We start from the raw sequence: 12,749 nt of genomic DNA, 5'->3' as shown, positions 1-12,749 counted from the left end.
GAGGGCTTACCAAACGAAGATTGCTACGCGTCCACTGTGCAGTATCTGAAACAACACACAGATACAGAAGACACCACACACACCGGAAAACATTTCCGGAGAGAGTGTGGGTGGCTCTCTGTGGATAGTTTCATAGAGTTACGGCGGTTATAGCGGCAGGGGAACGCCCGGGCCCATTCCGAACCCGGAAGCTAAGCCTGCCAGCGCCGATGGTACTGCACTCGACAGGGTGTGGGAGAGTAGGACACCGCCGGAACATACTTTCAAGGTAGGGGACCCATTCGTGGGTCCCCTACCTGCATTTCTGCCTACGGTGATATGGCCCGTAAACTTGGTGTGAGCACAAATCCACCATTGTCGGCGGTTCGACCGTGTTGCCGTCGCACTCCATTGATCCAGACTGGTAACCGAGAGAGGGACCGCCGTGCCGGAACAGAACAATGGCAGGAAACCGTTCCGGCGCAATTCTTCCGGACCCGATGCCGGCTTCCGTCGTGGCGGCGAGGGCGCCGGTAACGGCAGGCGCTCGGGTGGCGATTCCGGCGGTACGGGAGACACCGGCCGCTCGAGTGACCGGGGCGGTTTCCGCCGGGACGATAATCGCGGCGATGCCCGCCGGAGCAGCGAACCGGACGCCAGGGGCGGGGGACGTCCGGCGTCCGGCGGTAGCGGATTCGGTGGTGACCGGCCCCGCGGCCCGCAGCGGTCCGATCGCGCCGGCCGCGGGGAGCGGACCGGAACTCCGGGGCAGCGCGACCGCGGTGCCGACCGGTCGGGCGGCCGCCCGGGTTTCCGGGCCGAAGGGGCACGGTTGGACTGGGAGGACAATCGATCCCGCGGTCCGCGGCCGCAGTCGCGTCCGGACGGTGACAAACGGGAGTACGGAACGCGTGATCGCGGAGACTTCCGGTCGCAGGGGCGCTCTTCCTCCGGTGACTCGGACCGAGGCCGGGACAATCGCGGCGCCGGGCGCGCGGACAGCCGAGGCGGTCCGGACGACCGCCGGTTCGGTGGGCGCCCGTCCGAGCAGTCCGCTCGCGGTGCCGACGACCGTCGTTTCGGTGGACGGGGTGGGGCCGATCGGCCCGCTCGCGGTGCCGACGACCGTCGCTTCGGTGGACGGGGCGGATCGGACCGGCCGGAGCGTGGGAGCGATGAGCGTCGTTTCGGCGGGCGCGGTGCGTCCGACCGGCCGGACCGCGGAAGCGACCGGCCGTACCGGGACCGGGTAGGACCGGTGGAGAGCAGCAGCGGTCCGGGATTCTCGCGCGGTGGCGACGCCGGAGGACCCCGGCGTCGGGGCGGTGAGGGTGGGGGCCGTGGGGCCGATCGTCGCCCGCCGCGTCCCGACGAGCCCGACCTGCCCGATGAGGTCCAGGCCGGTGACCTCGATACCTCGATCCGGCGTGACCTGCTGAGTCTCGACAAGGGGAATGCGGAAACCGTCGCCCGGCATCTGGCGATGGCCGTGCAGGTGCTCGACGACGATCCGCAGCTCGCTTTGGCCCACGCACGGGCCGCGCGGCAGCGGGCGGGACGGATTGCCGTCGTACGGGAGACCGCCGGCGTCGTCGCCTATCACGCCGGGGAATGGGCCGAGGCTCTGTCCGAGCTGCGTGCGGCTCGGCGGATGGCGGGCGGGTCCGGTCTGCTCGCGGTGATGGCGGACTGTGAACGCGGTCTCGGCCGGCCCGAACGCGCGATCGAGATCGGCCGCAGCGACGAGGGCCGGGCGCTGACCGGCGACGAGGCGATCGAACTGCGGATTGTGGTCGCGGGCGCGCGGATGGACCTCGGTCAATACGACCAGGCCGTGGTGACTCTGCAGACCTCGGACCTCGACCCGTCCCGCACCGGTTCGGGTCCCGCCCGGCTGTTCTATGCCTACGCCGACGCGCTGGTCGCGGCCGGTCGTACCGACGAGGGACAGACCTGGTTCTTCAACGCGGCCGCCGCCGACCTCGACGGCGAAACCGATGCCGAGGAGCGCGCGGCCGAGCTGACCGGCGAAGCCTGACCCACGGCCGTCAAGGCCGCGTGACCGACCAGTTGAGCTCGGTCCGCAGATCGGCCGGGTCCATGTGCGGATCGGGTTCGGTGAGGTAGACCTCCCAGCGGTCCGCTCCCGGAACCAGGCGCTGCTCGGTGATCCAGCCGTGCAGGCGGTCCCAGGTGGCGCCCAGCGCGTCGAATGCGCCGTAATGCACTACGCGGGCGACCCGGCACGCCGGGAGCACCCCGGGGACGACATCCCCGTCGGGACGGATCCGCCGGTCGACGGGGAAGCCCACCTCCAGGTCCGTGGCCTCCTCGGAAGCGTCCCCCCACCGGGAGAGAGCCGGGCCGGTGATCGCGGCCTCCTGTGCGGCGATAGCCGGTGGGAGAATGCCGAACGAGGTGTCGAAGAACGAGATCGTCTGTGCCGGCGCCACCCGGCCGCGCACCACAGCGGTGATCGTTTCGGCGATTTCGAGCAGTTCGGGTTCGGCTGTGCGGTCGGCCGGTTCGGCAGTCACGGTTCTCCTCGATGAAGTCGGCGGTCGGCCGCTGCGGGCCGGCCTCTCTCCGGTTCCGACGGGTCACGGCGTGGAAATTCATCGGTCTTCGCGCACCGTGTTCACCGCGGCCGGAGGCGACAGGTGGGGCGTCCGCCGTAGGCGTGACGGGAGTCGTCGACCCGGGCCGGGCGGACCGGGCGGGTGCTACCAGGCGATGCCTGTGGACCGGGATTCGTGGGCAGGTGCGCGCGGAGACAACAGCGGGCCGGCCGGCACCTCCGAGGTGATCGGCCTCGCGCTACTTGCCGGCACGGCTACCGGAACCCCAGCTATGGCTTCGGCCTCGGTGCAAGCGCTATCCAGGTGATGCCCGGGCGGTGAACATCGATACCGCGCTCTTCGTCCCAGGACGTCGGTCGCCCGTCCATCGGGGTGGCCGTGTGGGCCGTGGGAAGCGGCTGGGTGCCCGGGGCGTCGGGGGCAGGACGTAGGGTCCGAGGTGTGCGGGAAGCGAGTGAGACACCGTTGCGGGACAGGTACGAGGCGCTGCTACTGGATCTGGACGGGACCCTCTACCGGGGTGCCGACGTGATCGACGGTGCGCCCGAGGCGCTGGCCGGCGGGGCCCAGCGATCGGTGTATGTCACCAATAACGCGAGCCGGGCGGCCGGCAGCGTGGCGGCCCACCTGGCCGAGCTGGGGTATCCGGCGACGGAGGCGGATGTGGTGACCAGCGCGCAGGCGGCGAGCCGGTTGCTCGCCGAGCGGCTGGCACCCGGATCGGAGGTGCTGGTCGTGGGCTCCGACGATCTGGCGGCGGAGATCAAAACGGCCGGCCTGCAACCGGTGCGCCGGGCGACGGAGACGGTGGCGGCGGTCGTCCAGGGACATTCGCCGCAGACGGCCTGGCCGGACCTGGCCGAGGCGGCCTACGCGTTGCGGGCGGGCGCGGTGTGGGTGGCGGCCAATACCGACCGGACGCTGCCGAACGAGCGCGGACTCGCGCCGGGCAACGGGGCGATGGTCGCGGCGCTGCGGGCCGCCACCGATCTGGAACCCGTGGTGGCCGGTAAGCCGTATCCGCCGCTGCTCGAAGATGCGCTGATCCGGGCGGATACGCGTGCGGCGCTGGTCGTGGGCGACCGGCTCGACACCGATATCTCCGGTGCGCAAGCCGTGGATCTGGATTCGCTGCTCGTACTGACCGGGGTCAGTACTGCCGCCGAACTGATCGGTCTGCCGGAAGAGGAACTGCCCACGTATGTCGCCGACGGTCTGGACGCCCTGCGGCAGCCGCCGGTGCCGGGCCGCGTCGCCCCGGAGGATGTGCGCGCGCAACTGCGGGCGTACCCGGGCCGGGCGCTGACGGTGCGCGCGCCCCGTTCGGAAATCCGATAGCGTTGAGCCCACGATGACTACCCCGACTTCCCGCCCGAACACTCCCGGCACCGCCCGCTCCGGGGTGCCGCTGCCCGGTCGGCATCTGCCCGGGACGGCCGGGCACGGTGAACCCGCCGACCCGGATCGCATTCGCGCCGAGGTCCGCGACCTGCTCGCCGAACTCGGGCCCGTGCCGAACACCGGAGGCGCGACCGGGGACGATTCCGTCGGCGCCGATCTGGCCCGCCGTGCGCACATCCTGGACCAGGCACACGAAGTGCTGGTGCGGGCACTGGCCACGGTGGACAAGATCTGAGGTGGCCAGGCGGGCGCGGGTGGACGCGGAACTGGTCCGCCGTGGTCTGGCGCGGTCACGGGAACACGCGGTGGAGTTGATCGGCGCCGGACGGGTGCTGATCAACGGCACCCGCGCGGTGAAACCGGCGACCGCGGTGGAGACCGGTACTCCACTGGTGGTCAAAGAACAGGTCGACGAGGTCGCCTGGGCCTCACGTGGGGCGCATAAACTGCTGGGCGCGCTGGAGGCGTTCGAACCGCGGGGGCTGCGGGTCGCGGGCCGGCGCTGCCTCGACGCCGGGGCATCGACCGGCGGTTTCACCGATGTGCTGCTCAGCCGGGAGGCGCGCGAAGTGGTCGCGGTCGATGTGGGTTACGGGCAACTGGTGTGGCGGCTGCGTACCGACGACCGGGTGCGCGTGCACGACCGGACCAATGTGCGGAGCCTGACCGCCGAGGATATCGGCGGGCCGGTGGAACTGGTGGTCGCCGATCTCTCGTTCATCGCGCTGACACTGGTACTGCCCGCGCTGGCGGGCTGCGTGGTGCCGGGCGCCGATCTGCTGCCGATGGTGAAACCGCAGTTCGAGGTCGGCAAGGACCGGGTCGGATCCGGCGGGGTGGTGCGGGATCCGCAACTGCGGGCCGACGCGGTGTGTTCGGTCGCCGCCGCTGCCGCGGATCTGGGGTTGCAGACCCGCGGTGTGGTGGCCAGTCCGTTGCCCGGACCGTCCGGCAATGTCGAATACTTTCTGTGGCTGCGCCGGGACGAGTCGGCGAGCTACACCGCCGGCGAGGTGGGGGAACTGGTGCGACGGGCAGTCGAGGAGGGGCCACAGTGAACACGGAGGCGTCCCGGCCGCGGGAGATCCTGCTGGTCTCCCATCCCGGACGGGCCGAGATCAGTGAGACGGCGCATCGGGTCGCGAAGATCTGCGCGGAGGCCGGAATCGGGTTGCGGGTGCTGGCGGACGAGGCCTACAGCACCCGATTCGACGCCGATACCGAGCCGATCGCCGACCCCTGCGGATATCCGGTGCAGGTGGTCGCCCACGAACCGGACGCGGCACTGGGCTGTGAGATGGTGCTGGCGCTCGGCGGCGACGGCACGCTGCTGCGTGCCGCGGAACTGGCCCGCCAGGTGACGGTCCCGGTGCTGGGTATCAACCTGGGGCGGATCGGGTTTCTCACCGAGGCCGAGGCGGAGAACCTGGACGAGGCGCTCGCCCAGGTCGTCCGGCGCGACTACCGCGTCGAAGAGCGGATGACCCTGGACGTCAACATCCGGCTCGACGACGAGATCATCGAACGGGGTTGGGCGCTGAACGAGGCCAGTATCGAGAACGCGGCCCGGATGGGTGTTCTCGAAGTGGTGCTCGAAGTCGACGGGCGACCGGTCTCGTCCTACGGTTGTGACGGGATCCTTGTCGCGACCCCTACCGGATCGACGGCGTATGCTTTCTCCGCGGGCGGGCCGGTGGTGTGGCCGGAACTGGAAGCGCTGCTGGTGATTCCGAGCAACGCGCACGCCCTGTTCGCTCGGCCCCTGGTCACCAGCCCGGATTCACGAATCGCGGTCGAATCCGTTGCCACCGGCCACGATGCGATAGTTTTCCTGGATGGCAGGCGCACCCTCGCACTGCCGCGGGGCGGCCGGGTCGAAGCGGTCCGGGGTGCCGAGCCGGTGCGGTGGGTGCGACTGGATTCCGCGCCGTTCGCGGATCGGATGGTGCGCAAGTTCGAGCTGCCGGTCACGGGTTGGCGGGGCCGGCGGCGAACGGAGGGCACACGTGCTGACAGAGATAAGAATTGACGGATTGGGCGTCATCTCGACGGCCACCGCGCAATTCCACGAAGGGCTGACTGTGCTCACCGGGGAAACCGGAGCGGGCAAGACGATGGTGGTCACCAGTCTGCACCTGCTGAGCGGTGCGCGCGCCGACGCCGGACGGGTCCGGCTGGGCGCGAATCGCGCGGTGGTGGAGGGCCGGTTCACGCTCGACGAGGTGAACGAGTCCGCGCGTGCCGAAGCGGAGCGCGTACTGGAATCGGCGGCGGCCGTTGCCGACGACGACGGTACGGTGATCGCGATCCGTACCGTCGGTAGCGACGGGCGGTCCCGGGCGCATCTGGGCGGTCGTGGCGTACCGGCCTCGGTGCTGGCCGATTTCACCGCACCGATGCTCACCGTGCACGGCCAGAACGACCAGTTGCGATTACAGCGTCCCGAACAGCAGTTGCACGCGCTGGACCAGTTCGCCGACGCGACGGTGGGGCCGCTGCTGCGGGACTACATCGAACACCGCCGCGCCTGGCTGGATGCCCGGACGACGCTGCTGGAACGCACCGCGCGCGGCCGGGAGATGGCGGCCGAGGCCGAACGGCTCACCCAGTCGCTGGCCGAAATCGACGCCGTCGCACCGGAGCCGGGAGAGGACGAGCGCCTGGTCGCGGAGATCCGGCGGCTCAGTGATCTGGATTCGCTGCGCGAGGCGGCGGCGACCGCGCACGAGGCGCTCGCCGGTCCGGCCGACAACCCCGGCGAAGGGGTCGGGGCGCTGGACGCGCTCGGCGTGGCCCGATCCCGGGTGGAAGGTGCCGAGGATCCGGCGCTGGCGGCGCTGTCGCCGCGGCTGGCGGAGGCGATCGCGGTGGTGGTGGATCTGACCACCGAACTGAGCGGTTATCTGTCGGATCTGCCGTCGGACCCCGGCGCGCTGGAATCCATGCTGTCGCGGCAGGCGGAGTTGAAATCGCTGACCCGGAAATACGCACCCGATATCGATGGCGTGATCGCGTGGGCGGACGAGGCGCGGACCCGGCTGGATTCGCTGGATGTCTCGGAGGAGACCCTCGCGGCGCTGACCGCCGAGGTCGAGGTGGGGGCCGAACGGGTGCGGGCCGCGGCGGTGAAACTGTCGCAGGTGCGGGCCGCCGCCGCGGGGGATCTGGCGGCGGCGGTGACCGAGGAGTTGAGCGGGCTCGCCATGGGCAAGGCGCGGCTGGAGGTGGAGGTGCGGCCGCTGCCGGCCGGTGCGCAGGATTCCGCGCCGCTGCTGATCGACGGCGCCGAACTGCACGCCGGTCCGGCCGGGGTGGACGAGGTGGAGTTCCGGCTGGCCGCGCATTCCGGTGCGCAGTCGCTGCCGTTGAGCAAGAGCGCGTCCGGCGGTGAGCTGTCCCGGGTGATGCTGGCCCTGGAAGTGGTGCTGGCCGGTGCCGAGCACGGGGCGACGATGGTGTTCGACGAGGTGGACGCGGGGGTCGGTGGCCGGGCGGCGGTGGAGATCGGGCGGCGGCTGGCCCGGCTGGCACGCACCCATCAGGTCATCGTGGTGACACATCTGGCGCAGGTGGCGGCGTTCGCCGATACGCATCTGGTGGTCAACAAATCCGATGACGGCGAGGGCGCCGTGAATTCGGGGGTCCGGGCATTGACCCAGGACGAGCGGATCGTGGAGCTGGCCCGCATGCTGGCCGGGCTCGACGATACCGAGACCGGTCGCGCGCACGCCTGGGAGTTGCTGAACACCGCCCGCGCCGAGCGGATGGCGGCGTACTGACCGGTGGTCGGCCCGGTTCGCGGTGCCGAGCGGTGTTCAGCACGCTCCGGTGGGCTCTTTCTTCACCACCCGGCTCGCCGGTGTATTCGCGTTCGAGTTCGCAGCCGGGCCGCAGACGACCTCGGGCTCCGGGACCCGCGTTCTCCGGGCGCGGACATCCGGGTGGTCAGGGCGAACCGGGGCTGCCGGTCTCTGTGGGCAATCCGCGTGCGGCCCCGGGGGAGCCCGAGGTCGGGCCGGATCACGGTGAGTCGTGGCGGTGGTCCGCCGACGGCCGTGGATTCAGCGCCCGGTACGCGGACACTTGTCCTTCGTGCGGTGTGGTACCGGCGCCTGCGACGACAGCGACGATGATGTCGCCTCGCCGAAGCGACCGGAAAACCGGCCCGGCGGCGGCGCCTACGCTACGCGTAGCACCGGCCGCATCCGCCCGAGGCCGGTGGTGAACCCGTCGTCGCCGCCGGTACGTGGACCGGTACCGGCTGCCGACGTGCCGGAGAGAGGCCGGTACCGGCCGAGGATCTCGTCCGGCGCGGCAGCGCGGCTTCGACCTCGTGCGCCGGCAGGTCAGTCGACGGCTTTACGCGCGGCGGAGATGAACTGGTTGATCAGGCCTTTGAGGCCGATCTCGAGCACCTTGGCCGGCACGGGGAGAGAGGGGTCGGAGGTCATCGTGTAGGTGACCCGGGTGCCGTTGTCGGCGTCGGCGAAGGTGATGACGCCGGTATGGCTCTTCACCGGGGCGCCTTTGACGATCTTGTACTCCATCCGCTCGTTCGGCACCAGCGCGGTGATCTCCTCGACCACCCCGACCGGGCCGATACCGATCTTGTGCCGGGCGCCGACGCCTTCTCGTTCGGTGGTGCCCGGTGTGACGAGCGTGACGTTCACCGCAAGAAACGGATCGATGCTCTCGCGGTCGGCGAACAGCCGGTACACGGTCGCGCGCGGGGCGGCGATCACGGTATCGACGGTGGTGCTGGCCATGGAGACTCCTCTTCGTATAGCTGTCCCGGGCAGCTTACGGCGCATGGCAGCGGATTTCCGTCCCGCGACGAGGCCGCCGGGCACGCCCGGTAACCGATCAATAGCTGTTGAGTATCGACTCGCGGCGTGTCTCCACCAATGGTTGAGGGTTTGCGGCGATCATCGCTGCATGAGGATGCTGGCGCTGCTGTCGAAGAATTCGGAGACGCTGCCCGGCCGGACCGGCACCGCCCGGGTCGACCGCGATACCCGGCGGCTGCTCGAACGCGTGGAACCCGGTGATATCGCGGTCCTCGACGAAATGGACCTGGATCAGGTCACTGCCGACCGGCTGCTCGCGGCCGGGGTGGCGGCGGTGGTGAACACCTCGCCCTCGATCTCCGGGCGCTATCCCAATCCGGGACCCGAACTCCTGGTGGCCGGCGGCGTGCTGCTGCTGGATACGGTCACCTCCGACGCCTTCGGCCGGATCAAGGACGGCGCGAAGGTGCGGATCGAGAACGGGGTCGTCTACGCCGACCGGCTCACCCGCCGGGAACCCGAGGTGCTGGTCGAATGCCTCGAACTCGACGAAACCGCGGTGGCCGACCGGCTGTCGGAAGCGCGCAACGGTCTCGCCGGCCATCTCGAAGCCTTCGCCGACGGCACTCTAGATTTCATCCGGACCGAATCGTCGCTGCTCATGGACGGTATCGGGGTGCCCCATCCGGATCTGGACCTGAACGGCCGGCAGGTGGTGGTGGTCGGTGACGGTCCCGGACATGCCGAGGACCTGAAAAAGCTCAAACCCTTCATCAAGGAGTACGCCCCGATCATGATCGGGGTGGGGCAGGGCGCGGAGACCGTCCGGCGCGCGGGCTACCGGCTGGATCTGATCGTCGCCAACCCCGAGCTACTCCCCGCGAAAATCCTCACCGGCAGCGCGGAGTTGATCGTGCCGGCGGAACTGGACGGCTATGCCGAGGGGCTGGACCGGGTCAAGGAACTGGGGATCGGCGCGATCACCTTCCCGTGCTCCGGGACGCCCGCGGACCTGGCGCTGCTGCTCGCGCATCACCGCGGCGCCGCGCTCATCGTCACGGCGGGCGCACCCGCCTCCCTGGAGGAATTCTTCGACCGGTGCCGCCAGGACAGCAACCCCGCGACATTCCTGACACGTCTGAAGGTCGGGGGCGCGATCATGGACGCCACCGCGGTGGCCACGCTGTATCGGAGCCGGGTGTCGGGCACGCTGATGGCGCTCCTGGTCCTGGCCGCGCTCGTCGTGCTGATCGTGGCGGTACTGGCCGCCGGGCACGGGAGCGAGGTGCTCGCGCCGGTGCAGGACCTGCTGCACCGCGCCGATCTGTGGGTGCGAGAGACGCTGAGCCGGCCCGGGTAGGGCTGGGCACCACGTCCGGCGCCCGGATGCGACGCGGTATCCGGGGCGGCTCGCGCAATCCCGCAGCATCGCGTGGAACGGGCGGTCCCGCGACGCCTGTGCGCGGAAGTGTGAGAGAAGTGGCCGGTGGTGCGCCCGGGGCGAGGGTGGCACGTTTCTGCTCCGTACCCCGATCGCGGCGCCGGGCGGATACGGCGATCTGGTGGTTAACCGGGGGTGGCGGTCGATCGTCTCCCGGGTTTCGTGTTACCGTGAAGACCCGTGGGTCATACACGGATTCAGGCGCGGACAGCCACCAAGCATATTTTCGTCAGCGGTGGCGTGGCCTCCTCACTCGGTAAGGGTCTCACCGCCTCCAGCCTCGGTCAGTTGCTGACCGCGCGGGGGCTACGGGTCACCATGCAGAAACTCGACCCCTATCTGAACGTCGATCCCGGCACCATGAATCCGTTCCAGCACGGCGAGGTGTTCGTGACCGAGGACGGGGCCGAGACCGACCTCGATGTGGGGCACTACGAACGCTTCCTCGACCGGGATCTCTCCCGGGACGCCAACGTCACCACCGGTCAGGTGTACTCGTCGGTGATCGCCAAGGAGCGGCGCGGCGAATACCTCGGCGATACCGTGCAGGTCATCCCGCACATCACCGATGAGATCAAGGCGCGCATCCTGGCCATGCGCGGCCCGGATCTGCAGGGGCAGGAACCGGATGTGGTGATCACCGAGATCGGCGGCACGGTGGGCGATATCGAATCGCAGCCGTTCCTCGAGGCGGCCCGGCAGATTCGCCACGACGTCGGCCGCGACAATGTCTTCTTCCTGCACGTTTCGCTGGTTCCGTATCTGGCCCCCTCGGGCGAACTCAAGACCAAACCCACCCAGCACTCGGTGGCCGCGCTGCGCAGTATCGGTATCCAGCCCGACGCGCTGATCCTGCGCTGTGACCGCGAGGTGCCGGCCGGCCTGAAGAACAAGATCGCGCTGATGTGCGACGTGGACGTCGACGCCTGTATCTCCACCCCCGACGCGCCGTCGATCTACGACATCCCCAAGGTGCTGCACCGGGAGGCCCTCGACGCCTACGTCGTGCGCAAACTCGGGCTGCCGTTCCGGGATGTGGACTGGACGATCTGGGGCGATCTCCTCGACCGTGTCCACGCGCCCCGGGAGACGGTGGAGGTCGCGCTGGTCGGCAAGTACGTGGATCTGCCCGACGCCTATCTGTCGGTGACCGAGGCGCTGCGGGCCGGTGGTTTCGCGCACCGGGCCAAGGTGAAGCTGCGCTGGGTCCGGTCCGATGATTGCGAGACCCCGGCCGGCGCGCAGGCCGCTCTGCGCGATGTGGACGCGGTCCTCATCCCCGGCGGATTCGGGATCCGGGGGATCGAAGGCAAGGTCGGCGCCATCCACCACGCCCGTACCCGCGGGCTGCCGCTGCTCGGGCTGTGCCTGGGCCTGCAGTGCATGGTCATCGAGGCCGCGCGGTCGGTGGGCCTCACCGACGCCAACTCCGCCGAGTTCGAACCGGAGACCGAGCACCCGGTGATCTCCACCATGGCCGACCAGGAACAGGCCGTGGCCGGGGAGGCCGATCTGGGCGGCACCATGCGGCTCGGCGCCTATCCGGCGGTCCTGGAGAAGGGATCGGTCGTGGCCCGGGCCTACCACTCCACCGAGGTCTCCGAACGGCACCGGCACCGCTACGAGGTGAACAACGCCTACCGCGACAAGATCGCCGCCAGTGGGTTGCGGTTCAGCGGCACCTCCCCGGACGGGCATCTGGTGGAGTTCGTCGAGCTGCCCGCCGATATCCACCCCTTCTTCGTCGGCACCCAGGCCCATCCGGAGCTGAAGAGCCGGCCCACCCGGCCGCATCCGCTGTTCGCCGAACTGATCGCCGCCGCGCTGCGGTACAAATTGGCCGAGCGGCTGCCGGTCGATATCCCCGGTGAAGAAGAACTGGCCGGTACCTCCGAGCGGGTGTCGTGACCCCCGCGAACCCGGCGCCCGGCAGCCACGCCTTCGCGACGGTCGACAGCCGGGTCGTGTACTCGGGGGCGATCCTGGCGCTGCGGGTGGACCGGGTGGAGATGCCGGACGGGCGGGTCGTGGAACGCGAAGTCGTCGAACACCACGGTGCGGTCGCCGTGGTCGCGGTCGACGACGACGGCCGGGTGGTGCTGATCCGCCAGTACCGGCATCCGCTCGGGGAGCGGCTGCTCGAACTCCCGGCCGGCCTGATCGATATCGAGGGCGAGGACCCACTGCAGGCCGCGCGCCGTGAACTCGCCGAGGAAACCGGGCTGGCCGCCCGGGAGTGGTCGGTGCTGGTCGACGTCGCGCTGTCGCCGGGTTTCACCGACGAGGCGCTGCGGGTGTATCTGGCGCGCGGGCTCGGCGATACCGAACGTCCGGACCCCGAACACGAGGAAGCCGACCTGGAGTTGGTGCGGATGCCGGTCGCCGAGGCGGTCCGTGCGGCGCTGGCCGGGACGATCGTGAACGCCACCGCGGTCGCCGGTCTGCTGGCGTTGAGCGCGGCCGAGGCCGCCGGCCTGCCGCTGCGGCCGGCCGACGCGCCGTGGCCGGGCCAGCCGGACGCACTGCTGCGCCGCCAGGCCGCGCAGCGGGATACGGACTGAC

Annotated in this window: 11 protein-coding genes and 1 rRNA gene; 10 read left to right on the top strand and 2 right to left on the bottom strand. The window is 70.2% G+C overall.

What is annotated here, in order from left to right; genetic code table 11:
- Positions 1–139 precede the first annotated feature (139 nt).
- Together rrf and IG75_RS40875 are read left to right on the top strand one after the other, a co-directional pair.
- Positions 140–256: ribosomal RNA gene (rrf, locus tag IG75_RS0111785) — 5S ribosomal RNA — on the top strand.
- A 555-nt stretch (positions 257–811) separates the two neighbouring features.
- Entirely contained in the window at positions 812–2,017 is a 1,206-nt protein-coding gene (locus IG75_RS40875; RefSeq protein WP_081876826.1) for a tetratricopeptide repeat protein, read from the top strand.
- A 10-nt stretch (positions 2,018–2,027) separates the two neighbouring features.
- On the opposite strand, the gene IG75_RS0111770 is transcribed toward IG75_RS40875, so the two are convergent.
- Positions 2,028–2,516, bottom strand: a complete 489-nt coding sequence (locus IG75_RS0111770) for a GyrI-like domain-containing protein (protein WP_036513336.1) — start codon at positions 2,514–2,516, stop codon at positions 2,028–2,030.
- 483 nt (positions 2,517–2,999) lie between these two features.
- Here IG75_RS0111770 and IG75_RS0111765 point away from each other — a divergent pair, with 483 nt between their 5' ends.
- From IG75_RS0111765 to recN, 5 genes are read left to right on the top strand one after another with little or no spacing between them, the layout of a single operon-like run.
- The gene (locus IG75_RS0111765; RefSeq protein ID WP_036513335.1) at positions 3,000–3,896 is read left to right on the top strand and encodes an HAD-IIA family hydrolase; all 897 of its coding nucleotides are present in this window, start codon (positions 3,000–3,002) and stop codon (positions 3,894–3,896) included.
- Between the two features lie 13 nt (positions 3,897–3,909).
- Entirely contained in the window at positions 3,910–4,194 is a 285-nt protein-coding gene (locus IG75_RS0111760) for a hypothetical protein (protein WP_030521261.1), read from the top strand.
- Between the two features lies 1 nt (position 4,195).
- On the top strand, positions 4,196–5,017 hold the full coding sequence (locus IG75_RS0111755; protein WP_030521260.1) for a TlyA family RNA methyltransferase: 822 nt from the start codon (positions 4,196–4,198) through the stop codon (positions 5,015–5,017).
- Positions 5,014–5,988 (top strand): NAD kinase, encoded by a 975-nt coding sequence (locus IG75_RS0111750; RefSeq protein ID WP_030521259.1) that lies wholly within the window; start codon positions 5,014–5,016, stop codon positions 5,986–5,988. The genes IG75_RS0111755 and IG75_RS0111750 overlap by 4 nt, the downstream gene beginning before the upstream one ends.
- On the top strand, positions 5,966–7,738 hold the full coding sequence (gene recN, locus IG75_RS0111745; RefSeq protein ID WP_030521258.1) for a DNA repair protein RecN: 1,773 nt from the start codon (positions 5,966–5,968) through the stop codon (positions 7,736–7,738). The genes IG75_RS0111750 and recN overlap by 23 nt, the downstream gene beginning before the upstream one ends.
- A gap of 567 nt (positions 7,739–8,305) precedes the next feature.
- Here the strand turns inward: recN and IG75_RS0111740 are convergent.
- Complete coding sequence (locus IG75_RS0111740) at positions 8,306–8,725, bottom strand: SRPBCC family protein (RefSeq protein ID WP_030521257.1); 420 nt, start codon at positions 8,723–8,725, stop codon at positions 8,306–8,308.
- A 169-nt stretch (positions 8,726–8,894) separates the two neighbouring features.
- Between IG75_RS0111740 and steA the strand changes: the two genes are divergently transcribed.
- From steA to IG75_RS0111725, 3 genes are all read left to right on the top strand, one after another.
- Positions 8,895–10,106: a putative cytokinetic ring protein SteA gene (gene steA / locus IG75_RS0111735; RefSeq protein ID WP_030521256.1), complete on the top strand. Its 1,212-nt coding sequence runs from the start codon at positions 8,895–8,897 to the stop codon at positions 10,104–10,106.
- 261 nt (positions 10,107–10,367) lie between these two features.
- Positions 10,368–12,095 (top strand): CTP synthase, encoded by a 1,728-nt coding sequence (gene pyrG, locus IG75_RS0111730; protein WP_030521255.1) that lies wholly within the window; start codon positions 10,368–10,370, stop codon positions 12,093–12,095.
- Entirely contained in the window at positions 12,092–12,748 is a 657-nt protein-coding gene (locus IG75_RS0111725) for an NUDIX domain-containing protein (RefSeq protein ID WP_030521254.1), read from the top strand. The genes pyrG and IG75_RS0111725 overlap by 4 nt, the downstream gene beginning before the upstream one ends.
- The last annotated feature ends 1 nt before the right edge of the window (position 12,749 follow it).

The sequence above is a fragment of the Nocardia rhamnosiphila NBRC 108938 genome, assembly GCF_000720425.1.
Taxonomy (GTDB): Bacteria; Actinomycetota; Actinomycetes; order Mycobacteriales; family Mycobacteriaceae; genus Nocardia; species Nocardia rhamnosiphila.
The sequence above is the reverse complement of the archived record's forward strand: the minus strand, read 5'-3'. Positions and strand labels throughout refer to the sequence as shown.

Excerpts from the sequence above, each read along its gene's own strand:
- IG75_RS0111760 (WP_030521261.1), top strand. The coding sequence starts at position 3,910 with ATGACTACCCCGACTTCCCGCCCGAACACTCCCGGCACCGCCCGCTCC.
- IG75_RS0111740 (WP_030521257.1), bottom strand. The coding sequence starts at position 8,725 with ATGGCCAGCACCACCGTCGATACCGTGATCGCCGCCCCGCGCGCGACC.
- steA (WP_030521256.1), top strand. The coding sequence starts at position 8,895 with ATGAGGATGCTGGCGCTGCTGTCGAAGAATTCGGAGACGCTGCCCGGC.